Origin of the sequence: Rhizobium sp. F40D2 (genome assembly GCF_051810745.2) — a bacterium.
GTDB lineage: Bacteria > Pseudomonadota > Alphaproteobacteria > Rhizobiales > Rhizobiaceae > Rhizobium.
This window is the reverse complement of the sequence record NZ_CM131436.1, coordinates 2,065,001-2,089,886: the sequence shown is the minus strand read 5'-3', so window position 1 is coordinate 2,089,886 and position 24,886 is coordinate 2,065,001. Positions and strand designations below refer to the sequence as shown.

General features: G+C 60.9%; 20 protein-coding genes, 1 tRNA gene, 2 rRNA genes and 1 riboswitch (1 of these 24 only partly in view). Of the genes, 12 read left to right on the top strand and 11 right to left on the bottom strand.

Going from position 1 to position 24,886, the window contains the following annotated elements:
• Positions 1 to 3: 3 nt before the first annotated feature.
• From nrdE to ACS4RS_RS10065, 4 genes are all read right to left on the bottom strand, one after another.
• Entirely contained in the window at positions 4 to 2,127 is a 2,124-nt protein-coding gene (gene nrdE, locus ACS4RS_RS10080; protein ID WP_439011080.1) for a class 1b ribonucleoside-diphosphate reductase subunit alpha, read from the bottom strand.
• Positions 2,128 to 2,186: 59 nt separating this feature from the next.
• Entirely contained in the window at positions 2,187 to 2,591 is a 405-nt protein-coding gene (gene nrdI / locus ACS4RS_RS10075) for a class Ib ribonucleoside-diphosphate reductase assembly flavoprotein NrdI (RefSeq protein WP_439011081.1), read from the bottom strand.
• Positions 2,592 to 2,606: 15 nt separating this feature from the next.
• Positions 2,607 to 2,828 carry a glutaredoxin-like protein NrdH gene (gene nrdH, locus ACS4RS_RS10070; protein WP_439011082.1) on the bottom strand — a complete coding sequence of 74 codons (222 nt, stop codon included), beginning with the start codon at positions 2,826 to 2,828 and terminating at the stop codon, positions 2,607 to 2,609.
• Positions 2,829 to 3,090: 262 nt separating this feature from the next.
• Positions 3,091 to 3,317, bottom strand: a riboswitch (cobalamin riboswitch).
• A 203-nt stretch (positions 3,318 to 3,520) separates the two neighbouring features.
• Positions 3,521 to 5,797 (bottom strand): heavy metal translocating P-type ATPase, encoded by a 2,277-nt coding sequence (locus tag ACS4RS_RS10065; RefSeq protein ID WP_449313960.1) that lies wholly within the window; start codon positions 5,795 to 5,797, stop codon positions 3,521 to 3,523.
• 71 nt (positions 5,798 to 5,868) lie between these two features.
• On the opposite strand from ACS4RS_RS10065, the gene ACS4RS_RS10060 reads away from it, so the two are divergent.
• Complete coding sequence (locus tag ACS4RS_RS10060; RefSeq protein ID WP_439011084.1) at positions 5,869 to 6,291, top strand: MerR family DNA-binding protein; 423 nt, start codon at positions 5,869 to 5,871, stop codon at positions 6,289 to 6,291.
• 67 nt (positions 6,292 to 6,358) lie between these two features.
• Entirely contained in the window at positions 6,359 to 7,567 is a 1,209-nt protein-coding gene (locus ACS4RS_RS10055) for a TIGR03862 family flavoprotein (RefSeq protein WP_439011085.1), read from the top strand.
• Between the two features lie 45 nt (positions 7,568 to 7,612).
• Here ACS4RS_RS10055 and msrB read toward each other — a convergent pair whose 3' ends face one another.
• Entirely contained in the window at positions 7,613 to 8,095 is a 483-nt protein-coding gene (msrB, locus tag ACS4RS_RS10050) for a peptide-methionine (R)-S-oxide reductase MsrB (RefSeq protein ID WP_439011086.1), read from the bottom strand.
• Positions 8,096 to 8,305: 210 nt separating this feature from the next.
• On the opposite strand from msrB, the gene ACS4RS_RS10045 reads away from it, so the two are divergent.
• From ACS4RS_RS10045 to ACS4RS_RS10000, 10 genes are all read left to right on the top strand, one after another.
• Positions 8,306 to 9,265, top strand: coding sequence for a helix-turn-helix domain-containing protein (locus tag ACS4RS_RS10045; RefSeq protein WP_003590057.1), 960 nt, complete (start codon positions 8,306 to 8,308; stop codon positions 9,263 to 9,265).
• A gap of 169 nt (positions 9,266 to 9,434) precedes the next feature.
• Positions 9,435 to 10,943, top strand: coding sequence for an aldehyde dehydrogenase (gene adh, locus ACS4RS_RS10040; protein ID WP_449313959.1), 1,509 nt, complete (start codon positions 9,435 to 9,437; stop codon positions 10,941 to 10,943).
• A 215-nt stretch (positions 10,944 to 11,158) separates the two neighbouring features.
• A complete protein-coding gene (locus tag ACS4RS_RS10035; RefSeq protein ID WP_439011087.1) occupies positions 11,159 to 11,551 on the top strand; it encodes a DUF779 domain-containing protein in 393 nt (130 codons plus the stop codon).
• Between the two features lie 138 nt (positions 11,552 to 11,689).
• Positions 11,690 to 12,286: a DJ-1/PfpI family protein gene (locus ACS4RS_RS10030; protein ID WP_439011088.1), complete on the top strand. Its 597-nt coding sequence runs from the start codon at positions 11,690 to 11,692 to the stop codon at positions 12,284 to 12,286.
• Positions 12,287 to 12,308: 22 nt separating this feature from the next.
• Entirely contained in the window at positions 12,309 to 12,659 is a 351-nt protein-coding gene (locus ACS4RS_RS10025) for a ribbon-helix-helix domain-containing protein (RefSeq protein ID WP_439011089.1), read from the top strand.
• A gap of 158 nt (positions 12,660 to 12,817) precedes the next feature.
• Complete coding sequence (locus tag ACS4RS_RS10020; protein WP_439011090.1) at positions 12,818 to 13,525, top strand: SDR family NAD(P)-dependent oxidoreductase; 708 nt, start codon at positions 12,818 to 12,820, stop codon at positions 13,523 to 13,525.
• Between the two features lie 344 nt (positions 13,526 to 13,869).
• A complete protein-coding gene (locus tag ACS4RS_RS10015; RefSeq protein ID WP_439011091.1) occupies positions 13,870 to 15,003 on the top strand; it encodes a calcium:proton antiporter in 1,134 nt (377 codons plus the stop codon).
• 130 nt (positions 15,004 to 15,133) lie between these two features.
• Positions 15,134 to 15,898, top strand: coding sequence for a bestrophin-like domain (locus tag ACS4RS_RS10010; protein ID WP_439011092.1), 765 nt, complete (start codon positions 15,134 to 15,136; stop codon positions 15,896 to 15,898).
• Positions 15,899 to 16,140: 242 nt separating this feature from the next.
• On the top strand, positions 16,141 to 17,337 hold the full coding sequence (locus ACS4RS_RS10005; protein ID WP_439011093.1) for an efflux RND transporter periplasmic adaptor subunit: 1,197 nt from the start codon (positions 16,141 to 16,143) through the stop codon (positions 17,335 to 17,337).
• Positions 17,338 to 17,378: 41 nt separating this feature from the next.
• Positions 17,379 to 20,561 (top strand): multidrug efflux RND transporter permease subunit, encoded by a 3,183-nt coding sequence (locus ACS4RS_RS10000; protein ID WP_439011094.1) that lies wholly within the window; start codon positions 17,379 to 17,381, stop codon positions 20,559 to 20,561.
• Positions 20,562 to 20,575: 14 nt separating this feature from the next.
• Here the strand turns inward: ACS4RS_RS10000 and ACS4RS_RS09995 are convergent, their stop codons facing one another.
• The 6 genes from ACS4RS_RS09995 to ACS4RS_RS09970 form a co-directional block, all read right to left on the bottom strand.
• On the bottom strand, positions 20,576 to 20,905 hold the full coding sequence (locus ACS4RS_RS09995; protein WP_439011095.1) for a hypothetical protein: 330 nt from the start codon (positions 20,903 to 20,905) through the stop codon (positions 20,576 to 20,578).
• Entirely contained in the window at positions 20,902 to 21,690 is a 789-nt protein-coding gene (locus ACS4RS_RS09990) for a DUF2092 domain-containing protein (RefSeq protein ID WP_439011096.1), read from the bottom strand. The genes ACS4RS_RS09995 and ACS4RS_RS09990 overlap by 4 nt, the downstream gene beginning before the upstream one ends.
• A gap of 204 nt (positions 21,691 to 21,894) precedes the next feature.
• The gene (locus tag ACS4RS_RS09985) at positions 21,895 to 22,689 is read right to left on the bottom strand and encodes a hypothetical protein (protein WP_439011097.1); all 795 of its coding nucleotides are present in this window, start codon (positions 22,687 to 22,689) and stop codon (positions 21,895 to 21,897) included.
• A 401-nt stretch (positions 22,690 to 23,090) separates the two neighbouring features.
• A tRNA-Met gene (locus ACS4RS_RS09980) sits at positions 23,091 to 23,167 on the bottom strand.
• A 128-nt stretch (positions 23,168 to 23,295) separates the two neighbouring features.
• Positions 23,296 to 23,410, bottom strand: a 5S ribosomal RNA gene (rrf, locus tag ACS4RS_RS09975).
• A 197-nt stretch (positions 23,411 to 23,607) separates the two neighbouring features.
• Positions 23,608 to 24,886 (bottom strand): 23S ribosomal RNA (locus ACS4RS_RS09970) (it continues 1,662 nt past the right edge of the window).

The following is a 24,886-nucleotide window of genomic DNA, read 5'->3' as shown; positions in this document are numbered from 1 at the left end:
CGGTTACAGCGTGCAAGACACGCAGCCCTGCACCTCGGTGCCGGACAGCGCCATCTGGCGAAGGCGGATGTAGTAGATCGTCTTGATGCCCTTCTTCCAGGCGTAAATCTGCGCCTTGTTGATATCGCGCGTCGTCGCCGTGTCGCGGAAAAACAAGGTCAGCGACAGGCCCTGGTCGACATGCTGGGTCGCCGCCGCATAGGTATTGATGATCTTCTCCGCACCGATCTCGTAGGCGTCCTGGTAATAATCGAGATTGTCGTTGGTCATGAACGGCGCCGGATAATAGACGCGGCCGATCTTGCCTTCCTTGCGGATTTCGATCTTCGAGACGATCGGATGGATCGAGGAGGTCGAGTGGTTGATATAGGAGATCGATCCGGTCGGCGGCACCGCCTGCAGATTCTGGTTATAGAGACCGGAGGCCATGACAGCCGCCTTGAGCGCCACCCAGTCTTCCTGTGTCGGAACAGGGATGCCTGATTTGTCGAACAGCGCCCGCACCTTCTCCGTCGCCGGATGCCATTCCTGCTCGGTATATTTGTCGAAATATTCGCCGGACGCATATTTCGAGTTCTCGAACCCCTTGAAGCTCGTGCCCCGTTCGACCGCCAACAGGTTCGAGGCGCGGATTGCGTGATAGGTCACCGTATAGAAATAGATGTTGGTGAAATCGACGCCTTCCTCCGAGCCGTAGAAGATGTGTTCGCGGGCGAGATAGCCGTGGAGGTTCATCTGGCCGAGGCCGATCGCATGGCTCTCGTCGTTGCCCTTTTCGATTGAGGGAACCGAGGCGATATGGCTCATGTCGGAGACCGCCGTCAGCGCCCGGATCGAGGTCTCGATCGTCTTGCCGAAATCGGCGGAATCCATGGCCGCGGCGATGTTCAGCGAGCCCAGATTGCAGGAAATATCCTTGCCGAGATGTTTGTAGGAGAGGTCGTCATTGTATTCGCTCGCCTCGCTGACCTGAAGGATCTCCGAGCAGAGATTGCTCATCGAAATACGCCCGGCGATCGGGTTCGCCCGGTTTACGGTGTCCTCGAACATGAGGTAGGGATAACCGCTCTCGAACTGGATTTCGGCAAGCACCTGAAAGAATTCGCGCGCCTTGATCTTCTTCTTCGAGATCCGGGCGTCCGCCACCATCTCCCGATACTTTTCCGTCACCGAAATCTCGGTAAAGGGCACCCCATAGACGCGCTCCACGTCATAGGGCGAGAACAGGTACATGTCCTCGTTGTTCCTCGCGAGTTCGAAGGTGATGTCGGGCACGACGACGCCGAGCGACAGCGTCTTGATACGGATCTTCTCGTCGGCATTCTCACGCTTGGTGTCGAGGAAGCGCATGATGTCGGGGTGATGGGCGTTGAGATAGACAGCACCCGCCCCCTGGCGGGCGCCGAGCTGGTTGGCATAGGAAAAACTGTCTTCGAGCAGCTTCATCACCGGGATGATGCCCGACGACTGGTTCTCGATCTGCTTGATCGGCGCGCCGGCCTCTCGAATGTTCGTCAGCGACAGAGCCACGCCGCCGCCGCGCTTCGACAATTGCAGCGCCGAATTGATCGACCGGCCGATCGATTCCATATTGTCCTCGACCCGCAGCAGGAAGCAGGAGACGAGTTCGCCGCGTTGTTTCTTGCCGGCGTTGAGGAAGGTCGGCGTCGCCGGCTGGAAACGGCCGGCAATGATCTCGTCGACCATGTCGCGGGCAAGGGCCTCGTCACCACGCGCCAAACTCAGCGCCACCATGCAGATGCGGTCCTCGTAGCGCTCGAGATAGCGCTTTCCGTCGAAGGTCTTCAGCGTATAGCTGGTGTAATATTTGAAGGCGCCGAGAAAGGTCGGGAAACGGAATTTCCTGGCATAGGCCTGGTCGAACAGGTCGCGGACGAAATTGAAGGAATATTGGTCGAGAACCTCCTGCTCGTAATAGCCCTCGGTCACGAGGTAATCGAGCTTTTCCCTCAGATTGTGAAAGAACACGGTGTTCTGGTTCACATGCTGGAGAAAGTACTGCTTCGCCGCCATGCGGTCCTTGTCGAGCTGGATCCTGCCCTCATCGTTATAGAGGTTCAGCATGGCGTTCAGCGCGTGATAGTCGAGCGTTTCCGCCGCTTTCAAAGGGCGTTCGCCGGCGGGATGAGCAAAAGTGTTATGCGGTTTTGCGCTCGCATCCCGCGTCAGAGTTGTTCCCGTGTCCAAAATCGTTCCATTCCGTGTTTGACGTTAGCGACATCTTCCTCCGTGCCCATGAGCTCGAACCTGTAGAGGTAAGGCACCCGGCATTTCTGCGAGATCACGTCGCCGGCGAGCCCGTATGTCTCGCCGAAATTGCTGTTGCCCGCGGCAATCACGCCACGAATGTGTTCTCGGTTCTCCGCGTCGTTCAAGAAGCGGATCACCTGCTTGGGAACAGCGCCCTTGCCGTCGCCGTCGCTATAGGTCGGCACAACAAGCACGAAGGGTTCGCGGATATGGAACGCATCCGCACCGCCCGCCGGAATGCGCGCCGCGCGCAGTCCGAGCCTGGCGACGAAGCGATGGGTATTTTCGGATCGGCTGGAATAATAGACGATCAGCCCCATCACCCTTTTCCTCGGTCAGGAGAGTGCGCTGATCATGTCGGGACGGAAACCCGCCCAATGCCGCTCGCCGGCAATGACGACCGGCGCCTGCATGTAGCCGAGGCTGCGGACGCGATCGAGCGCTTCGGCATCCTCGGAGAGATCGACGATGTCGTAATCGACGCCCAGGCGGTCGAGGGCGCGATAGGTGGCGGTGCACTGGACGCAGGCGGGTTTGCTGTAGACGGTAACGCTCATCATGTTCCTCGTGATGTCAAAGAATTCAGGACGCAATACGGGGATCGGGCGCCTTGCGACGTCCGGGGCAACGCTTGATGGTGATCTGGGAAAATCGGCGCTTTAAACGCCTGAGACGATCCCTTTCGGGACTGTCGCGGGCGGCGGCCTTGATATTCTGGACATGACTTCAACCCCGAAGTGCTCATGCGGACGTTCGGGGCAGCGTAACAGGCGCGGATCATTCCGCTGTCATGCACGCGACCTTCCGGACACCCCGCCCGTGGACATCTAGTGCAAGGCAGGTCTCCTGGCTTGCGGGTCGAAGCACCCTGCCCCAGCCTTCCCGAGGCATCATGCCCCAGTGACCTGAAATCGGACAGTTGCTCGCCGCTCACAGTTGCGGGGGCAGCTCCGGCCTTGTTGCGCCGTCATGGCGAAACGCACCGTATTCCCGTCTTAGCCCGCGATCCGACACGAATCGAAGGAACCTTGAACACTAGATATAGTACGCGAATCCAAAATCACGTCAACAGATGGTTCGTGCATTGCGTTACGACAGGTTTGAAATCACTGCGGTCCTTTGAAAAACATGGCTAACGAAAGCTTAGCAAAACAGGCAGTGGAGAAGGCCGGAACGAAGAGAGCCGGCCAGTAGCCGGCTCCACGATTGTCGATTTCGGATCAGCCCAAATCGTCGCTGCGAACAGGGTTTATCCCCTGACCCGAAGCAGCCTGAGCGCGTTGATCGTCACCAGCACGGTGGCGCCGGTATCGGCAAGAATTGCCGGCCAGAGCCCGGTGATGCCGGCAATCGTCGTCACCAGGAACACCGCCTTCAGCCCGAGCGCGATGGTGATGTTCTGCAGGATATTGCGCATCGTCCGTTTGGACAGTTCGATCATCCGCGCCACATCGCCGACGCGCCCATGCAGCACGGCGGCATCCGCCGTTTCCAGCGCCACATCGGTGCCGCCGCCCATGGCGATGCCGATATCGGCGGCGGCCAGCGCCGGAGCATCGTTGATACCATCACCGACCTTGGCGACGATGAAGCCCTGGCGCTTCAATTCTCCGACGACCCGCTGCTTATCCTCAGGCATCATCTCGCCGCGCCAGTCGATGCCGAGCATGCCGGCAACGGCTGCTGCTGTCCGCTTATTGTCGCCCGTCAGCATCATCGCCTTGACGCCGGCCGACTTGAGCGTGGAAAGGCCGGCCTTGGCATCCTCGCGCGGCTCGTCGCGCATGCCGATCAGGCCAGCCGCAACACCATTGACGAGCAGCACCGACACGCTCTTGCCCTCGTCGTTCAGAACAGCAATGCGTACATCCTTGTCGCCATCGAGTGCTCCGCGTTCGCGGGCGGCTGAAGGTGACAGCAGATCGAGCGTCTCGCCGCCGACTTTGCCGCTGACGCCCTTGCCCGGCAGCGCCTCAAGCTCGAAGGCCGGCGGTACCGGGACGCTGTCGGCCTTGGCGCGGTTGAGGATCGCCAGCGCTAGGGGATGGCTGGAGCCCTGCTCCAGCACCGCCGCGCGCGACAAGGCCTGCGCCTCACTCAATCCGAAGGAAACGATATCGGTCACCTGAGGCTTGCCTTCGGTCAGCGTGCCTGTCTTGTCGAAGGCGACCATCGTCACCTTGCCGAGTGTTTCCAGCACTGCGCCGCCCTTCATCAGCAGCCCGCGCCGCGCGCCTGCTGAAAGCGAGGCGGCAATCGCCGCCGGCGTCGAGATGACAAGCGCGCAGGGGCAGCCGATCAGCAGAATGGCAAGGCCCTTATAGACCCATTCGCTCCACGAGCCGCCAAAGAGCAGCGGCGGAACGACCGCGACCAATGCGGCGACCACCACCACGCCCGGCGTGTAATAACGCGAGAACCGATCGATGAAACGTTCCATCGGCGCCTTCGATTCCTGCGCCTCTTCCACCAGCTTGACGACGCGGGCGATGGTATTGTCGGCAGCAGCAGCCGTGACGCAAACCCGGAGCACCGCATCGCCATTCACCGTTCCGGCAAAGACGACGGCATCGACACCCTTGCGCACCGGCGTGCTTTCGCCCGTCACCGGCGCCTCGTCGATCGCGCTCTGGCCCGATACGATGATGCCATCCGCCGAGATGCGGTCGCCCGGACGCACCATGATGATCGCGCCGACGGCGAGACTTTCCGCCGGAACCTCCCGCGTCTGACCATTGTCTTCCAGCAGCGCATTCTTCGGCACCAGAGCCGTCAGCGACTGGATGCTTTCGCGCGCCTTGCCGGCCGCGACACCTTCCAGCAGCTCGCCGACGAGAAACAGGAACACGACGGTCGCCGCCTCCTCTCCCGCATTGATGACGACGGCGCCAACGGCAGCGATCGTCATCAGCATCTCGATCGAAAACGGCGTGCCCGAGAGAGCCGCCATGACCGCCCGCCGTGCGATCGGCACCAGCCCGACCAGCATCGCGATGATGAAGGCATAGGATGCGATCGAAGGCACGAGATGGCCGATAGCATAGGCGGCAACGAGCGCGGTACCCGAGAGGATGGTCAGCCGGCCCTTCCTGCTCTGCCACCAGGGGCCGGTCATCGGCCCATGATCGTGCCCATGCAGACCTTCGATTTCCGTCTCGCCATGAGCAGCATGGTCATGATCGTGACCTGCATGATCATGGTCATGGCCGGCATGATCATGACCCTCGTGATCGTGGCCCGCGTGATCGCCGTGATCATGGTCGTGATGATCGTGCGAATTGCGCTCATGCGCCGGCGCCGCGCTTCCGGCAAAGGGCGAGACCGAATAACCGAGCCCCGTCACTTTCTGCTCGATCGCCTGGAGGTCGCTGCTGCCGTCATGCCGGACGGTCATCGTGCCCGCCATCACCGAGACGGAAACATCGGCAACCCCGGCCACGCGCCTGACCGCCGTATCGATCTTGCTCGCACAGGCGGCGCAATCCATGCCGCCGACCCGGTATCGTGTCTCGCTCGTCTCAGCCATGATCCGCTTCCTTGTCAAACAGAAGCATCTCTCCTACATCCTCTAGCGACTAGAGGTGCAAGAGGAAAATCATGAAAAAGATCACGATCGGTGAAGCGGCTCGCCGGAGCGGGGTCAAGGTGCCGACGGTGCGTTATTACGAGAGCATCGGCCTGCTTGCGGCGCCGAGCCGCAGCGAAGGCAACCAGCGCTCCTTCGAACCTGCCGATATCAGCCGCCTTGCCTTCATCCGCCATGCCCGCGAACTCGGCTTCGAGATCGAAGCGATCCGCACGCTGCTGACCCTGCAGGATGATCCGCACCAATCCTGCGCCTCCGCCGATGCCATCGCCAAGGCTCGTCTCGTCGAAGTCGAGCAGCGCATCCGCAGCCTGATGGCTTTGAAGGCCGAGCTGGAAACCATGGTGGAAGGCTGCGGCCACGGCCGCGTCGACCAATGCCGCGTCATCGAGGTTCTCGCCGACCACGGCCAGTGCACGCATACGCGCCACTGATCCCACCCTTGCAGGCAAGGCGCAGCCGCGCCAAAACGGCAGCAGAAAGAATCGGGCAAAGACATCCATGAGTCAGAAGCGAATTGCCATCATCGGCGGCGGTCCGGCGGGCCTGGCGGCCGCCGAACTGCTTTCGCTCTCCGGCCATGCGGTCACGGTCTACGACGCCATGCCGACCTTCGCCCGCAAGTTCCTGCTGGCCGGCAAGTCAGGACTGAACATCACCCATTCCGAGGATTACGCCCGTTTCGCCACGCGCTTCGGCGCCGCCGCTGCCCGTCTGCGGCCGGCTCTGGATGCCTTTACCCCTGGCGATATCAGGGATTGGGCGGCGGAGCTCGGGACGGAGACCTTCGTCGGTTCGTCCGGCCGGGTCTTCCCGACGGTGATGAAAGCCTCTCCCTTGCTGCGCGCTTGGCTCAGACGACTGGAGGCGCAGGGCGCTGTGCTGCGCACCCGCCACCGCTGGATCGGATTTGCCGATGAGGGCTATGTCTTCGAAACGCCGGAAGGGCGCAGCATTGTCCATTGCGACGCCGCCCTGCTGGCGCTCGGCGGCGCAAGCTGGCCGCGCCTCGGCTCGGATGCGCGCTGGCTGCCCTGGTTATCGGAGAAAGGTGTCGAGATCGACGCCTTCCAGCCCGCCAATTGCGGCTTCGTCGTCGGCTGGAGCCAGAACTTCCGCGAGCGTTTCGCCGGAGAGCCGGTGAAGTCGGTCACCGCCACCTCCGAAGCCGGCACTTTTCCCGGCGAATTCGTCATCACCGCAGGCGGCATAGAGGGCAGCCTGGTGTATGCCCATGCGGCGAGCCTCCGCGACCGGCTGCTGGACCGCGGCAGCGCTGCCCTGGCGCTCGACCTCGCCCCTGGCCGGACAGTCGAAAAGCTGACCCGTGACCTCACGCGGCAGGACGCCAAATCGAGCTTCTCGAACCGCCTGCGCAAGGGCGCCGGCCTCGACGGCGTCAAGGCGGCATTGCTGCGGGAACTCGCGACCGAGCGCAACCGAGCCGATCCCGGACATCTCGCCGGCATGATCAAGGCCCTGCCGGTTCCGGTTCTCGAGACAAGGCCGATCGGCGAGGCGATCTCTTCGGCCGGCGGCATCCGCTGGAGCGGCATTGACGACGGCTTCATGTTGACCGCGCTGCCCGGCACTTTCGTCGCCGGCGAGATGCTCGACTGGGAGGCGCCGACCGGCGGCTACCTCCTTACCGCCTGCCTTGCGACCGGCCGCGCCGCGGCACGCGGCATCGAGACCTGGCTACACGGATAGGCACCAGCGCTCGCCGCACTGAACAGCAAGCAAGACCTCCTTCGATTAGGCCGAGGCTGGATGAAACGTCATGACAAGGCCATTCATGCAGTAGCGAAGCCCGGTTGGCTTCGGACCATCATCGAAGACATGTCCGAGATGGCCGCCGCAGCGGCCGCAATGGACTGCCGTGCGCGCCATCCCGAAAGTGGTATCATTTGTGGTGCCGACGGCATGGTCGAGTGGTGCCCAAAAGCTCGGCCAGCCGGTGCCGCTGTCGAATTTGGTTGCCGAGGAAAAGAGCTTTTGGTCGCAGCCGACGCAGGCGAAAGTACCCTTCCGCTCCTCATGCAGCAGAGCGCTAGTGAAGAGATTTTCCGTCCCCGCCTGACGCAGGATGACAAATTGATCCGGCGTCAGCAGCTTGCGCCATTCATCTTCTGTGTGCGTCACCGCAAACGTCTCGCCGGCCATCGCCTTGCCGGCCCCCAAGCGAACCGCAAGCGCGCCGAAAGCGGCACCCATCAGCAACAATCGTCTGTTTAACATGGTCGGGATCTCCTCGCCCTGCAAAGCTGTTTCTGCACAGAACTACGGGCGAGAGGGGTCTTTTGTTACACTCCCTGTGTTCGAACACCGAAATGTGATTTCTGCCCCCTTCGTCTGAAAAACCCGCAGGCCGATGGCCGTCCGGGACCGGCCGATTGCAAACCGGCCGCTTTTCCCTCAGACTATGCTGAAGTTCCGTGGGAGGAGCCGATGCACGAACACTCAGCACACGCCGAGCATGTCTACACCTCTGCGCAGCGCGATTCCGCCGCGGCCAGTTCTCCCGTTGTCGCCTCCTGGCGGCGATGCATGACTATGCATCAGCTCGCTCCGGAAGACGAACGGGCGCCACTGCGTGTCACCGATGAGGAATTCCGGCGTGCCCGCGAACAGTCCGGGCAGCTGATCGCCAGCGCGACCGAAGAGCTCGATCGTCTCTTTACCACCGTTGGCAGGGCCGGCTGCTGCCTGCTTCTGACAGACAGGAACGGCATTGCACTGGAGCGCCGGGGTGCGGCCGGCGACGACAAGGAGTTCCACAAACTCGGCCTATGGACCGGCTCCGTCTGGACCGAGGCGAGCATCGGCACCAACGGCATCGGCACCGCGCTTGCCGACGAGCGTGCCGTTGCCATCTTCCGCGACCAGCATTTCTTCTGCGCCAATACCAGCCTCAGCTGCACGACGGCACCGATCCGCGATCACCGTGGTCGGGTGGCCGCAGCCCTCGATATCTCCACCTGCCGTGAAGACGTCAACGAGATGACGCTGACGATCCTGACGCAGACCGTGCGCGATGCGGCGATGCGCATCGAGCTCAACCTCTTCCGCTCGGCCTTTCCCAGCGCCCGTTTCCTGATGGTTCCGGCCGGTGCCAATTCCGCCGCCGCCCTGCTTGCGGTCGACCGGCACGATCTGGTGCTGGGAGCAACGCGCGCTGCCCGCATCGCGCTGCAGCTGGACGACAAGCGGATCGCCGCCGGCATTCCGGCAGCCGATGCCCTGCATGAGGCCGGCGTCTCGCAGCAGGAGGAGATCGTCGAAGCGGAAAAGGCAGCCCTGTTGCGGGCGCTGTCGCGCACCAGCGGCAACGTCTCGCAGGCGGCTGTCGCTCTCGGCATAAGCCGCGCCACCTTGCATCGGAAGATGAAGAAGTTCGACCTTCACTGACCAGGCGCCCGACAGTTCCACCGACACCGTCGATCGTGACGCGAGCTGTCGCATCTGTGCTACACTGTGCGCTGCGGTATTGAAAGGCCGCCCTGTTCCCTCCGCCAAAACACGCACATTTTCCTCCCACTGGTTCGCTTCGGAACCTGGATCATCAAGGGAGGATGACATGCTTCATCAGAAAATCGTCGGATCGCCGTTCAAGCTGAAATATGGCAACTATATCGGCGGCGAATGGCGCGAGCCTGTCGGGGGCAAATACTTCGAAAACCTGACACCCGTCACCGGCGGCAAGCTTTGCGACATTCCCCGCTCCGATGAAAAGGACATCAATCTCGCGCTCGACGCCGCCCATGCGGCCAAGGAAAAATGGGGCCGCACCTCCGCTGCCGAGCGCTCCAATATCCTCATGAAGATCGCCCAGCGGATGGAGGACAAGCTGGAATTGCTCGCCCAGGCCGAGACCTGGGACAATGGCAAGCCGATCCGCGAGACCATGGCGGCGGACATTCCGCTGGCGATCGACCACTTCCGCTATTTCGCTTCCTGCATCCGCGCCCAGGAAGGTTCGATCGGCGAGATCGACCACGATACCGTCGCTTATCACTTCCACGAGCCGCTTGGGGTCGTCGGCCAGATCATTCCGTGGAATTTCCCGATCCTGATGGCCACGTGGAAACTTGCTCCGGCGCTTGCCGCCGGCAACTGCGTCGTCTTGAAGCCCGCCGAGCAGACCCCGGCCTCGATCCTGCTCTGGGCGGAACTGGTCGGCGATCTGCTGCCGCCAGGCGTGCTCAACATTGTCAACGGTTTCGGCATCGAGGCCGGCAAGCCGCTGGCGACCAGCTCCCGCATCGCCAAGATCGCCTTTACCGGCGAGACGACGACTGGCCGGCTGATCATGCAATATGCCAGCCAGAACCTCATTCCGGTGACGCTGGAACTCGGCGGCAAATCGCCGAACATCTTCTTCGCCGATGTGATGGCCGAGGATGACGACTTCCTTGATAAGGCGCTCGAAGGCTTTGCAATGTTTGCGCTCAACCAGGGCGAAGTCTGCACCTGCCCGAGCCGCGCCCTCGTCCAGGAATCGATCTATGACCGCTTCATGGAAAAGGCCGTCAAGCGCGTCGAGGCGATCAAGCAGGGCAATCCGCTCGATAGCGCGACGATGATCGGCGCCCAGGCTTCGACCGAGCAGTTGGAAAAGATCCTCGCCTATCTCGACATCGGCAAACAGGAGGGTGCCGAGGTGCTGGCCGGTGGCACGCGCAACGATCTCGGCGGCGATCTGGCGAACGGCTATTACGTCAAGCCGACGATCTTCAAGGGCCACAACAAGATGCGTGTGTTCCAGGAGGAAATCTTCGGGCCGGTTGTCTCGGTCACGACCTTCAAGGACGAAAAGGAAGCGCTCGAAATCGCCAACGACACGCTTTACGGCCTCGGCGCCGGCGTCTGGAGCCGCGACGCCAATCGCTGCTACCGTTTCGGCCGCGAGATCCAGGCCGGCCGCGTCTGGACCAACTGCTACCACGCCTACCCCGCCCATGCCGCCTTCGGCGGTTACAAACAGTCGGGCATCGGCCGTGAAACCCACAAGATGATGCTCGAGCATTACCAGCAGACCAAGAACATGCTGGTGAGCTATAGCCCGAAGGCGCTCGGCTTCTTCTGAGATGCTCGAATGGTGGGAGGGTGTCAAACCCCTCCCCAACCCCTCCCCACAAGGGGGAGGGACTTAACCCGCTGAATCGCCTCGCTCTAGAATTCACACATCTCCTTGCTGAAACGTCATCGAGGAGAGTTGCCGGGGCGACATCTTAGCCCCTCCCCCGTGTGGGGAGGGGTTGGGGAGGGGAACTCTCCTCGTCAAACATTGGAGGAAGACCGATGGAAACCACCGTCAACGGCGAACCGCGTGTTCTCGCGACCGACGCAGCTCTTGAGCTGATTGCAGAGATCAAGCGCGATCATCCCGATATCCTCTTCCACCAGTCCGGCGGCTGCTGCGACGGCTCCTCGCCGATGTGTTATCCGGCCAATGAATTCATGGTCGGCGACAGCGACGTCAAACTCGGCGAGATCGGCGGCGTGCCGGTCTATATCAGCGCCAGCCAGTTCGAGGCGTGGAAACATACGCAGCTCATCATCGATGTCGTTCCGGGCCGCGGCGGCATGTTCTCGCTCGATAACGGCCGCGAGAAACGCTTCCTCACCCGTTCCCGCCTCTTCGGCGGTGGCGAGGCCTGCGCCGTCCCGGATGTGACAGTCAAGGCGGTGTAGAGCATGCCGAAAACCGTGCGCGGTTTTCGGCATCATGCTACTCTCACTCTCAGGGAATTTCGGCTGTAGTATTCCCATAGTACCTTGTATACGCCGCTCTTTGTTAATCTCCGGCGGTTGGTTTCAAAGGAGGATACGATGCCAGCTTCAAAAATCCTGATGATCACGGGTGATTTCACCGAAGATTACGAAACCATGGTGCCGTTCCAGACGCTGCTTGCCTGCGGCTACACGGTCGACGCCGTCTGCCCCGGAAAGAACGCAGGCGAGACGGTCGCCACCGCTATTCATGATTTCGAAGGCGACCAGACCTATTCCGAAAAACGCGGTCATAATTTCGCACTGAACGCCACTTTCGATAGCGTGCGGGCCGAAGATTACGATGCCCTCGTCATCCCCGGCGGCCGCGCGCCGGAATATCTGCGCCTCAATGCAGACGTCATCAAAGCGGTCCGGCACTTCTTCGATGCCGGAAAGCCCGTTGCCGCCATCTGCCATGGCGCGCAGCTGCTCGCCGCCGCCGGCGTCTTGAAGGGCCGCACCTGCTCGGCCTATCCCGCCTGCCGGCCGGAGGTCGAGCTTGCCGGCGGCACCTACGCCGATATCTCGATCACCGATGCGGTCTCGGACGGCAACCTGGTAACGGCGCCGGCCTGGCCGGCACATCCGTCGTGGCTGCGTCAGTTCATGGCCGTGCTCGATGCCGCAGCGCTGCTCGAAACCAACGTCGCCTGAGGGGCGGCACCGGGAGGATGACATGTGCGAATTGTTCATTAAGGCGGATGCGCGGCTCTGGGAAAGCACCACCCGGTCGCTGCGCATCGACGGCATGGTGACCAGCGTCAGGCTGGAGAACTTCTTCTGGTCGAAGCTTGAGGAGATCGCCCGGCGGGACGGCATGAATGTCGTCCAGCTGATCACCCGGCTGCATCATGAATCGATCGATGCCGGCCATGATCTTGGAAACTTCACCTCCTTCCTGCGCGTCTGCTGCGCCCGCTATCTCGACCTGCAGCTCACCGGCGACATCCCGGCCGATGTCACCCGCCCGATTTCCGGCCTCGACGCGCCCGAGATTCTCGGTCGCGAACGGACGAAATATCACTGACGGCCGACCCGACGAAACTGTGGAGCAATAACGGCGGAACTGCCTGAAAGGGCAGTTCCGCAAGATCTCCGACCTTGACGCGGATGCGCGGGCTTGCGCTGCGGCGCAGCCTGGATCAACAATGCGCGCCATCAAGGACGGGCAGGAGATCGATTGCCATGAACGACCAGAAAGCCGTGATCGTTACGGGAGCCGGCGGCAACCTCGGCAGCGCCGTTGTCCGTGAGCTCGCCGCCGGCGGCGCGAAACTCGTCTGCATGAACCGTTCGAGCCAGGAGCTGGAAGCCCTGGCCGGCGATCTTTCCGCCTCCGCCGAGTTTCTGTCGATCGCTGGGACCGATCTCACCGATTATGCCTCCTGCGCCGCCGCCGTCGCACGGGCCGTCAAGCGCTTTGGCGGCGTCGGTGCCCTGGTCAATACGGTTGGCGCCTTCCAGATGGGGCCGGTCGGGCCGGATGCGCCTGCCCAATGGGAGACGATGATGAACGCCAACGCCCGCACCGCGCTGACGATCAGCGCCGCTGTTCTCCCGACCATGAAGGCATCAGGCTATGGCCGCATCGTTCATGTCGCTGCCGCGCCCGGCCTGAAGGCCGGCGCTAATCAGGCCGCTTACGCTGCCTCGAAGGCCGCCGTCATCCGGCTGACGGAAGCGCTCGCTGCCGAATGCCGCAACGACTGCATCACCGCCAACTGCATCCTGCCCGGGACGATCGACACGCCTGACAATCGCGCCGCCATGCCCAATGCGAAGACGGACGGCTGGGTCACGCCGCAATCGATCGCCCGCCTCATCGCCTTCCTGATATCGCCGGCCGCAGCCGTCGTCACCGGCGCGGCAATCCCGGCGACCGGCCGCGAATAACGGCAGGTGTGGTGCTCGGCGCCGCAAACCTGCATCGAGATTGCTTTGCTGGGATCAGAGGGGGATGAAACGGCGGATCTGCAAATTTTGGCAGGTGACATGCGACCCGACTTGAGGTTCGGTTCGACTTAAGGCAGCCTTATCTCCGCTAACGCATCCCTCGCAGAAGTGTGCTGCAGTTTTGTGATAAAACATGCTTAGAAACAAAGACCTAAAGCGTGACAAGCGACTCTGAAAGATCTCGACACGCTTTAGGCTCAGGTGGCGGGCAAGAGACAGCGGGCGGACACGATGGTGGTAATGATCGCATTGCGGCGGCATTTGCCTGAAGGCGGGCGGTTTCGATGACGGACGATCCTGCATTGCGTGCCGTCAGCGCCACCAGCTTGGTGCGCGAGGAATGGTTCCTGGGCATCAGCGTCGCGACGAGCTTCGCATTTCTTGCTTTCCGGGAGCAGCTCTTCGGGCGGCTTTCCGATCCGCTTTGGTTCACTGTGATTTTCGGGTGGCTGTTTGCCGTCGTGCTCGGCTCCGCTCTGTCGGTCGTGCGGCACGCAGATCACCTGGCGGAGCGACTGAAGGAGCCTTACGGCACGCTCATTCTAACCCTTGCCATCACTTCGATCGAGGTGATGGCAATATCGGCCGTCATGCTTCACGGCGAAAACAACCCCACGCTTGCGCGCGACACGCTGTTTGCAGTCGTCATGATCATTCTGAACGGCATGGTCGGCCTTTCATTGCTGCTCGGCGCGTGGCGGCGGCCGGAACAACAACATAACCTGCAAGGCGCTAACGCCTATCTCGGCGTGATCGTGCCTCTGGCGACCCTGAGCCTCGTCATGCCGACATTTCTGGCAGGCCCCGACGGACAGCATCCATCGGCACCGAGACAACTGATACTGGGCGTCATATCGGTCGGCCTTTATGCGACATTTCTGTTTCTTCAGGCCGGCCGCCATCGGGACTATTTCGCGGACGACGGCAATCGTCAGGAACCTCGCAGCGAACATGTCTCTGGCCGCGGGCCGATCTGGCCGCACGCTATTCTGCTTGTCACCTATATGGCTCCCGTCGTCTTCCTGGTCGAACAGCTTGCCCGGCCGATCGATTACGTTATCGAAACGCTGCACGCTCCAACCGCATTTGGCGGTGTTGTGATGGCTATCCTCGTCGCGACCCCTGAGGCTATCAGCGCCGTGCGCGCGTCTATCGCCAATCATCTTCAGCGGTCCGTCAACATTTTCCTTGGTTCGGTATTGTCGACGATCGGACTGACGGTGCCGGCGATGCTTGTTGTCAGCCAGCTCTACGGACACAGCGTGACGCTCGGCCTCGAGCACGGAGATCTGGTGATGCTCCTGCTCACCCTTGCCGTCAGCATCATTACCTTCGCCAGCGGCCGCACGCATCTCATGCAAGGTGCAGTCCACCTGGTGCTTTTCCTGGCCTACGTGCTGCTCATCTTCCAGCATTGATCCCCAGCCGCGTGAGAATAGGAAAGTAAAACTCTCACGCCCTGTCTCTCTTCCGCTATGATGACAGTAACGATCGCACAACTTATAAGCCTCGTGGCGCTTACACGGTTAGCGTGATGGAGAGCGGACCTTGAGCTCACTATTGCATGGCGGGTTAATATTTGTTGTTCTATCTGCGGCGGCATCGATAGGATTGATGATGCGCAGCCGCTTGCCGGATCATCACCTTAATGCCGAATCCAAGGATGCCATCAGGCTGGCGACCGCGGTGGTGGGAACACTGTCAGCCCTGGCGCTCGGCCTTCTGATCGCATCCGCCAAGACGACATACGACAATGCCGAAGTGGAGATGAAAACGGCGGCAGCAAGGGTGCTCCTGCTTGATCGCGTCATGGCGCAATATGGGCCGGAAACCGACAAGGCGCGGCAGTTGCTGCGTGAATTGATCGAGAAACGGCTAAGCCGTGGCTGGTCCGCCGAGACCACCGACGATGCGTCCGGCAAAGCGCTCGGGGAATATCAGGATATCGAAGCGGTTCAGGGCGATCTTCGATCGCTCTCGCCGAGGGATGCCGTACATCGTACTCTCCAGACACGCGCACTGGATGTGAGCGGCATGGTGGCCGAGACCCACTGGCTGCTCGTCGAATCCGGTAAAGAGGGTTTGCCCTGGGCCTTCCTCACCGTTCTCGTGTGCTGGCTCTCGCTGCTGTTTGCAACCTTCGGACTGCAGGCGCCGGTCAACCCCACGGTGCTATCAATTCTGCTCGTTTGCGCCCTGTCCGTCGCGGGCGCGATCTTTCTGATTACGGATATGGCCAATCCATATATCGGGCTGATCTATGTTTCAGATGCACCCTTGCAGTCGGCCATCGAGCGGCTCGGGAAACCATAGCCACTTTGTGTCCACGAACGGCGAACTCTAAAGCTCTCGGTTTTTGATGCATGTCGTTATCCCGGAACCGCTGCACACTTCCGGGCGACATGCATGAACTGAGTTCAATTGTGCACCAGCAGCTATTGCAATTTGCATCAATGCCGCGACATAATATCGCATGCCCGGAACTTTTCGGAGAAGGGTCGTCTCCGCCGAGGCACGCATGAAGACTGGGGCTCGTAAACATCGGGGCGGCGGCAATGCGTGTGAGATTGGATCAGGGTCCGCACCTCTTGATGGTGCTCGCCGGCATGGCAATTCTTGCCGGCTGCGAGGAAAGCGGCAACACTTATGTTCCTCCGCCGCCACCTCCGGTTCGGGTCGCGCAGCCGGTCCAGCAGCCGGTAACGCTCTATTTCGAACTCACCGGCAATACGGCGCCGCTCAATGCCGTCGATATCGAGGCGCGCGTCCAGGGCTATATCCAATCCATCGACTACCAGGACGGTATGATGGTGATGAAGGGCGCCAAGCTCTTCGGCATCGAGCGCGACACCTATCAGGCGCAACTGGATCAGGCAAAGGCATCGCTCGCCTCGCAACAGGCCTCCCAGGTCGGCGCAAAGCAGGAATATGACCGGCAGCTCAATCTGTCCAAACAACAGGTTACCACCCAGACCGCGGTCGATAGCGCCAAGGCGACGCTCGACGAGGCGAATGCCGCCATCCTCAACGCCCAGGCCAACGTCGAACTAGCGACGATCAACCTCGGCTATACCGAGGTGCTCGCTCCCTTCGACGGCATCGTCACGGATCACCTCGTCGATATCGGCACGCTGGTCGGCGTGTCCGGCCCCACCAAACTCGCCAGCATCGTCCAGACCGATCCACTTTATGCCTATTTCAACGTCAGCGAGACGCAGGTGCTGATGATCAAGGAAACCATGGCAAAGCAGGGGCATACCTTCAGGCAGACCGACCTTCCGAGCATACCGGCGGAGATCGGTTTGCAGACGGAAGAGGGTTACCCGCACAAGGGACATCTCGATTACGTATCGCCTCAGCTCGACGCCTCAACAGGCACGCTTCAGGTCCGCGCCCTGTTCGACAATAAGGACCACGCCATGCTGCCCGGCCTCTTCGTGCGGGTTCGGGTGCCGGTCGGCCACAACGACAAGGCTCTGCTGGTGCGCGACGACACCATCGGAACCAACCAGCTCGGCAGCTACGTGCTCGTTCTCGGCAAGGACGATGTGGTCGAGCAGAAACAGGTCAAGACCGGGCAGCGGGAAGGCGCGCTCCGCGTCATCCAATCCGGCCTCGATCCGGCCGACTGGGTGGTGACCCAAGGGATCCAGCAGGCCATTCCCGCCAGCAAGGTCACGCCCGAGAAGATCGAAATGAACCCGACGGCCAACGCCGCCGACGATGCCAAGGCCAACACCACCACGCAATGAATTCGTCACCACGCTTCATCTGAACGTCTGAGGACAACAGCATGATCTCGCGTTTCTTCATCGAGCGGCCGGTACTCGCCAACGTCCTGGCATTGGTCTTCGTGCTCGTCGGCGCGGTTGCCCTGTACCAGCTGCCGGTGGCGCAATATCCGAATGTCGTCCCGCCGACGGTGCAGGTGACGACACGCTTTCCCGGCGCCAGCGCGCAGACCCTCGTCGACACCGTGGCGCTGCCGATCGAGCAGCAGGTCAACGGCGTGCAGGATATGCTCTACATGCAGTCGACCAGCGCCAGCGACGGCACCTATTCGCTGATCGCAACCTTTGCAATCGGAACGGATCCGGATCAGGCCCAGGTTCTGGTGCAGAACCGTGTCGCGATCGCAATGTCGTCGCTTCCCGAAGCGGTGCAGCTTCAAGGCGTGACGACGCAGAAGAAATCGACGGCGATCCTCGGCTTCGTCAGCCTGACCTCATCCGACAGCGGCTATGACAGCCTGTTCCTGTCGAACTACGCGGTCATCAATCTGCAGAACGAACTCGCCCGCCTGCCTGGTGTCGGCAATGTGACGGTGTTCGGCGCCGGCCAATATGCCATGCGGATCTGGATGGATCCGAACCTGCTCCAGGCCCGCGGCCTGACGCCGCAGGATGTCGTCAGTGTCGTGCAGCAGCAGAGCCAGGAGGTCGCCGCCGGCCAGATCGGCATTCCGCCGGTGCCGAAAGGGCAGATCTTCCAATATACGCTGAATGTGAATGGCCGGCTGAACGAGGCCGCCGACTACGAGAACATCGTCGTCAAGGTCGAAAGTGGACAGGGCGGCCGCATCACGCGTGTGCGTGATATTGGCCGCGTCGAACTCGGCGCCCAGACTTACAGCCAATCCTTCATGCAGAACGGCCGGCCGGCGGCCGGCATCGGCATATTCCAATTGCCGGAAGCGAACGCCATTGCCGTGGCGCAGGCGGTGCGCGCGAAAATGGATGAGCTCTCGACGAGCTTCCCGCCTGGCCTCGAATATCATCTGCCGTTCGACACGACGAAATTTGTCGAGGCCTCCATCGACGAGGTCTACGTCACCTTGATCGAGGCCGGGGTTCTCGTTCTCATCGTCATTCTGGTCTTCCTGCAGGACTGGCGGGCGATGCTCGTGCCGGCGACCACCGTTCCCGTCACCATCATCGGCGCCTTCGCGGCCATGGCGGCCTTGGGTTTCACCGTCAACCTGTCGACGCTCTTTGCCATCGTTCTCGCCATCGGCATTGTCGTCGATGATGCCATCGTCATCGTCGAAGGTGTGGCCCGGCACATCGAGGCCGGCATGTCAGGCCGAAAGGCCGCCGAGAAGGCGATGGAGGAATTGCTCGGTCCGGTCATCGGGATCACGCTGGTGCTGATGGCCGTTTTCATTCCGGCCGCCTTCCTGCCTGGCCTGACCGGCCAGCTCTATCGGCAGTTCGCCCTCGTCATTGCCGCGACCGCGCTGATCAGCGCCGTCAACGCCGTCACGCTGAAACCGACGCAATGTGCCCTTTGGCTGCGCCCGCCGGTTCCGCCGGAGCAACGTAACGCCCTTTATCGCGGCTTCAACAGGGTCTACGATCGAGGCGAACGCAGCTATGCCGGACTGATCGGATCGATGACCCGCCACAGCGGCATCATGGCCATAGCGGCATTTGCGCTGATCGGGGTCGCAGTCTGGGGGCTCTCCCGTCTGCCGACCGCCTTCCTGCCCGTCGAAGATCAAGGCTATGTGCTGATCAGTGCACAACTGCCCGATGGCGCCTCGAAGGAACGCACCGATGCCGTCATGGAAGAGGTCGGCAAGATCGCCGAAGCCACGCCCGGCGTCGATCAGGTGCTGACCATCAGTGGCATTTCCGTTCTCGACAACAGTGCCAGCCTGCAGAATGCCGGCGTCGCCTATGTCGTTTTGAAAGATTGGGATGAGCGCGGCAAGGAGAAGGGGCAGGACCTGCTGTCCATCTACCAGCATTTGAACGATGCGCTGCAGCATGTGCTGAGCGCCAAAACACTGGTCGTCGTGCCGCCTCCGATCCAGGGCGTCGGCAATGCCAACGGCTTTACCATGCAGGTCGAACTCCGGAACGGCGTAGCCGACTATCCGCTGCTGCAATCGCTTGCCGATACGATTGTCAGGAACGGCAATGCGCAATCATCGTTGCAGAGGTTGAGCACGCCTTTCCGTTCGAACGTGCCGCAGCTTGCGGTCTCCGTCGATCGCATCAAGGCGGAAACTCTGGGAATTACCGTGGGCCAGGTCTTCTCCGCCCTCTCCGGCTATGTCGGATCGAGCTATGTCACCCAGTTCAATAAATTCGGCCGCACCTTCCAGGTCTATGCGCAAGCCGCTTCCGATTTCCGTGTCAGCCCTGACGATATCCGCAATCTGAAGGTCAAGGCCGGCGACGGCACGATGGTGCCGCTCGGCACGGTCGTCGATGTCACCACGACACAAGGTCCCTCGCTGATCAGCCTTTACAATCTCTATCCCACCGCCACCATCGTCGGTGGGCCGGCGGCCGGTTTCAGCTCCGGCCAGTCGCTCGAGGTCATGGAGCAGATCGCCGATCATACATTGCCGACGGGAACCGGTTTCGAATGGACGGCGCTCTCCTATCAGGAGAAGGCGGTCGGCGGGCAGATCTACTTCATCTTCGCGCTCGCCATGCTGCTCGTCTATTTCGTGCTCGCCGGCCAATATGAAAGCTGGATCCTGCCGCTGGCGGTCATATCAGCCGTGCCGCTCGCCCTGCTCGGCACGGTGGCCGCGCTCATGGCAGCGGGCGTCGCCAACAATCTCTATACGCAGATCGGCCTCATCCTGCTGATTGCGCTCGCGGCCAAAAACGCCATCCTGATTGTCGAATATGCCCGCGAAAAACGGGCGGAGGGCATGGAAATTCTGGACGCGGCCGTCGAGGCCGCCCGCCTGCGTTTCCGGCCGATCCTGATGACGTCCTTCGCCTTCATCCTCGGTGTGCTGCCGCTAGTGCTGGCAACGGGCGCCGGCGCATCCGCGCGCAAATCGATCGGCATATCGGTCTTCAGCGGCATGATCGCCTCGACCTGCCTCGCCATCCTCTTCGTCCCCTCCTTCTACGTGCTGCTGCAGCGGCTCGAGGAATACTGGAAGCGGCGCGGAGCGCCAGCAAACACGGCCGCGAGCGTGGCGGAAGCGGAAATATCGAACGTCGGGTAAGGCGATCGCGGCAATTATTGCACGATCACCTGCACATAGACGTTGCCGCTCTTGGCGTAATAATAACCGCCGCATCGATAATAATAGCCGCCGTAATAGGGACCGTAACGGCAGCCTGCCGGAAGCACGGCGATGGTCGTCGTCGTCCGTGTGACGACCCGCCGCGTCGTCCGACGGGCCACGCCGGCATAAGAGAGCGGCGTCAGCGGCCTGCCGATGACGGCGCCCGCCGGCGTGGCAAAGCCGATCGACAGAGGCATCGATCCCTGCGCCTCGATGTGAAAGCCGGTGAATGTCAAAACGCCGGCCAGGCCGAGGGCGAAGAACAGCTTCCTATAGGTCATTTTACCTCTCCCATATCGGCCGCCTCAGGCAGTTCGTCGAGCGATTGCAGCTCACTGAGATCGACCGTCTTTGCGCTGGCCGGAACCTCGATCGTGTAGGAAACGGCCGCGACATCCGCTCCGCTTTTGAAATCGCTGATTTCGAGCGTGTATTGCGGCGCCTGGACGACGTGTTTGCTGGTGATGACGTAACGGCGGGGTATCGGTTGCGGGCCGCTCTGTATCCAGATCTGCCAATCGATCTCAGGCGTCCGGAAGGCCAGATATTCGCATTCGACCCCATCCACGAACGCGCTGGAAATATGCTTGGCCTCCGTCACATCGGACATGAGTTCGTCATAGACGTTGGAGGATAAAAGATCGGCACCCGGCGCTTCGACGCCTGCGGTCATCAGCCTGTCGATCAGATCATCGAGCGAACCCTTGCCGTCGATCTTGGCATAGGCGTCGAGGTTCTTGCCATGAACCGTCAGCGACGAACCGTCGAAGCTCACGTCGAGATCGGCAAAGCCGCCGGTCCTCGTGACGCGCAGCTTATCGGGGCGCGTCAGGTTGGCTGTCCCCGAACTGACGAACTGGAGTTTCTCGAAGGCGGGAGTCACTGCTTCGAGCGACGATTGGTAGGTGAAGGAGATCGTCTTCTGCGTCGTCAGAAAATCGGACATTGTCTTCAGGAGAGCCTTCGCATCATCCGCCCACGCACTCGTCGGCGGTGCGAGGCTTGCGGCAAGCGAGGCATAGAGGAGGATCCGCTTCAGTCGCGGGAAAGGGAAAGTCGATGACATGGCAATGCCTTTCGTTCGTGTCGTCATTGATTTCATCGAATTGCAGATGGCAGCTGCCGGACGTTCCGCAGCCGGACATGACATGTGAGAGATGCAATGCAGGCAGACGGGCAAACGGCCGCTTGCCGGCCTTTGCAGGATCGCGCACCGAATTTCTCGCTGGAGCGCGACGTCCTTCTAATGAGAGCGAATTACCAGCGGGCGCTACAATCCCGAAGTCAGCACGCGGTGGCACGCTGGTGATACCCGCTGCAGATTATCACGCAGGCAGGCGATGCCCCGCCCTCCCCCTAAAGGCACCATGCGGCACAAGGCCCGGAAGTCCGCTCCGCAGGTTTCCCGCAGGATCATCACTTCCTCACGCGGGGAGAAGGCTGGCATCATTGCCCGAGGGGCCGGCGTGATCGCACCGGTGGCAGCCGCATCGCCGGCCGCCGGCGCCCCCGATCCCCCCAATGCCGCAACGGCTTGCTGACATGGCGCCGATAGGGCGGCATTATGCTGTTGCAGGCAGCTGAGGGCCGCCGCGCCGCCCGGGGTGACACCGGAACATTGCGCCATGAAATCGCGCTGACAGGCCGATTTGACCGCATTGCGCTGCGCTTGGGTCGCCTGGTGAGCCGGCGTGCCGGTCGCGGGCGCCGGGGGAGCCGCCGCAGTATTTGCAGGTGCAGCCGGCGCTGGCTCCGCGGATGTCGATTTGGGTTTGACGTTCACCGCCGACACCGCTTTCTGGCAACCTGCCGAAAGTGTCGCGCTATGCTGCTGCAGGCAGGTGAGTGCCTCGATCCCTCCCGGCGTCACCCCGGAACATTTCGCCATGAAATCGGAGCGGCACTCTGCCCTGATCGCATCGCGCTGCTCGTAGGTCGGCGCTTGCGCGGACGCAATCCCGGCGAAGAACACTACTGCACAGAACGCAGACAACGCGGAAATTGCCGATAGAAGACGATGCCTCCTATATGGAGACATCATTAGAGAAGACCCCCATTTTCGCATGATTCCCCCCATAAATTTCTGATCTACATCATGAAATCTAACTGCCCTCTAAATAGGATAATAGGCGCCGCCGAATGGACGGACGTTCCTTGCTACTACAAAAATACAAGATGCGACTGAATTACGTATATTAGAATATTATTCATTTAGCAACTATCCTGTCGCCGCAAGAAAATCGCTCGCAACTCACCGAATAGCTACAGCCGCCCAGCAACGCCGACACCCGCCATGAGGCGGGCTTTGGGGTATTGTATTATGGAAGTGTTGGTTTCGGGTTCAGGATTTGGTTGTTTTCTGTCAACTGAAGAACCCCGCTTCCGCGCGCTGAGTACCTTCGCGACATCCGCAGAACGCAAAAACCCGCCATGAGGCGGGTTTTTGCGTGTTGTGTTTGGAAGATTTGGTTGCGGGGGCAGGATTTGAACCTGCGGCCTTCAGGTTATGAGCCTGACGAGCTACCGGGCTGCTCCACCCCGCGCCAGCGCAAGTCGATTGGACTTGCTGAAGTATTGTAACACGAAAGGCCGCTTTGCGAGCGGCCTTTTGACGGCCTTGGCCGTTAGTATTGTGCGAGAAGATTGTTTTTTATGAAGTTGCGTTTTGCAGACCTGGCAGCGACCTACTCTCCCGCGTCTTAAGACGAAGTACCATGGGCGCAGGGGCGTTTCACGGCCGTGTTCGGAAAGGGAACGGGTGCAGCCACCCCGCCATAACCACCAGGTCGGCAAAGCGCAACTTTATGTTTGAGAAGCTGGTTCACGGGCGACTAGTGATTAGTGACTAGTCGTTAGTGATTAGTTTTGAACACGTCTTTGGCTGATGAGTGGATGGCGATATGAGCAGCGATTCCCGCTACTCACTACCATCTATTCACTACTGACTTCAGCAGCCTTTGGCTGATGAGCACAGTCAATGAGAACGATCAAGCCGATCGAGCTATTAGTACCGGTAAGCTTCATGCGTTGCCGCACTTCCACACCCGGCCTATCAACGTGGTCGTCTTCCACGGCTCTGATAGGGAATACTCGTTTTCAGGTGGGTTTCCCGCTTAGATGCCTTCAGCGGTTATCCCGTCCATATATAGCTACCCTGCTATGCCCTTGGCAGGACAACAGGTCCACCAGAGATATGTCCATCCCGGTCCTCTCGTACTAGGGACAGATCCTGTCAATATTCCTACACCCACGGCAGATAGGGACCGAACTGTCTCACGACGTTCTGAACCCAGCTCACGTACCGCTTTAATTGGCGAACAGCCAAACCCTTGGGACCTGCTCCAGCCCCAGGATGCGATGAGCCGACATCGAGGTGCCAAACAACCCCGTCGATATGGACTCTTGGGGGTCATCAGCCTGTTATCCCCGGCGTACCTTTTATCCGTTGAGCGATGGCCCTTCCACGCGGGACCACCGGATCACTATGACCGACTTTCGTCTCTGCTCGACTTGTCAGTCTCGCAGTCAGGCGGGCTTATGCCATTGCACTCGACGACCGATTTCCGACCGGTCTGAGCCCACCATCGCGCGCCTCCGTTACTCTTTCGGAGGCGACCGCCCCAGTCAAACTACCCACCATACACTGTCCCGGACCCGGATGACGGGCCGCGGTTAGACATCCATGACGATAAGGGTGGTATTTCAAGGATGGCTCCACGGAAACTGGCGTCCCCGCTTCAAAGCCTACCACCTATCCTACACATGCCGACACGAATGCCAGTGTAAAGCTATAGTAAAGGTGCACGGGGTCTTTCCGTCTGACCGCAGGAACCCCGCATCTTCACGGGGAATTCAATTTCACTGAGTCTATGTTGGAGACAGCGGGGAAGTCGTTACGCCATTCGTGCAGGTCGGAACTTACCCGACAAGGAATTTCGCTACCTTAGGACCGTTATAGTTACGGCCGCCGTTTACTGGGGCTTCGATTCAAAGCTTGCACCTCTCCTCTTAACCTTCCAGCACCGGGCAGGCGTCAGACCCTATACGTCGTCTTGCGACTTCGCAGAGCCCTGTGTTTTTGATAAACAGTCGCTACCCCCTGGTCTGTGCCACCCCATCATACTTGCGTAAAATGGGGTCACGCTTCTTCCGAAGTTACGCGTGCAATTTGCCGAGTTCCTTCAACATAGTTCTCTCAAGCGCCTTGGTATACTCTACCTGACCACCTGTGTCGGTTTCGGGTACGGTCTATACGGTGGAGC

What these genes read in the sequence shown, in the direction of transcription:
- nrdI (WP_439011081.1), bottom strand. Translation starts at nt 2,591, where the DNA reads ATGGGGCTGATCGTCTATTATTCCAGCCGATCCGAAAATACCCATCGC.
- nrdH (WP_439011082.1), bottom strand. Translation starts at nt 2,828, where the DNA reads ATGAGCGTTACCGTCTACAGCAAACCCGCCTGCGTCCAGTGCACCGCC.
- ACS4RS_RS10065 (WP_449313960.1), bottom strand. Translation starts at nt 5,797, where the DNA reads ATGGCTGAGACGAGCGAGACACGATACCGGGTCGGCGGCATGGATTGC.
- ACS4RS_RS10060 (WP_439011084.1), top strand. Translation starts at nt 5,869, where the DNA reads ATGAAAAAGATCACGATCGGTGAAGCGGCTCGCCGGAGCGGGGTCAAG.
- ACS4RS_RS10055 (WP_439011085.1), top strand. Translation starts at nt 6,359, where the DNA reads ATGAGTCAGAAGCGAATTGCCATCATCGGCGGCGGTCCGGCGGGCCTG.
- msrB (WP_439011086.1), bottom strand. Translation starts at nt 8,095, where the DNA reads ATGTTAAACAGACGATTGTTGCTGATGGGTGCCGCTTTCGGCGCGCTT.
- ACS4RS_RS10045 (WP_003590057.1), top strand. Translation starts at nt 8,306, where the DNA reads ATGCACGAACACTCAGCACACGCCGAGCATGTCTACACCTCTGCGCAG.
- adh (WP_449313959.1), top strand. Translation starts at nt 9,435, where the DNA reads ATGCTTCATCAGAAAATCGTCGGATCGCCGTTCAAGCTGAAATATGGC.
- ACS4RS_RS10035 (WP_439011087.1), top strand. Translation starts at nt 11,159, where the DNA reads ATGGAAACCACCGTCAACGGCGAACCGCGTGTTCTCGCGACCGACGCA.
- ACS4RS_RS10030 (WP_439011088.1), top strand. Translation starts at nt 11,690, where the DNA reads ATGCCAGCTTCAAAAATCCTGATGATCACGGGTGATTTCACCGAAGAT.
- ACS4RS_RS10025 (WP_439011089.1), top strand. Translation starts at nt 12,309, where the DNA reads ATGTGCGAATTGTTCATTAAGGCGGATGCGCGGCTCTGGGAAAGCACC.
- ACS4RS_RS10020 (WP_439011090.1), top strand. Translation starts at nt 12,818, where the DNA reads ATGAACGACCAGAAAGCCGTGATCGTTACGGGAGCCGGCGGCAACCTC.
- ACS4RS_RS10015 (WP_439011091.1), top strand. Translation starts at nt 13,870, where the DNA reads ATGACGGACGATCCTGCATTGCGTGCCGTCAGCGCCACCAGCTTGGTG.
- ACS4RS_RS10005 (WP_439011093.1), top strand. Translation starts at nt 16,141, where the DNA reads ATGCGTGTGAGATTGGATCAGGGTCCGCACCTCTTGATGGTGCTCGCC.
- ACS4RS_RS10000 (WP_439011094.1), top strand. Translation starts at nt 17,379, where the DNA reads ATGATCTCGCGTTTCTTCATCGAGCGGCCGGTACTCGCCAACGTCCTG.
- ACS4RS_RS09995 (WP_439011095.1), bottom strand. Translation starts at nt 20,905, where the DNA reads ATGACCTATAGGAAGCTGTTCTTCGCCCTCGGCCTGGCCGGCGTTTTG.
- ACS4RS_RS09990 (WP_439011096.1), bottom strand. Translation starts at nt 21,690, where the DNA reads ATGTCATCGACTTTCCCTTTCCCGCGACTGAAGCGGATCCTCCTCTAT.
- ACS4RS_RS09985 (WP_439011097.1), bottom strand. Translation starts at nt 22,689, where the DNA reads ATGCGAAAATGGGGGTCTTCTCTAATGATGTCTCCATATAGGAGGCAT.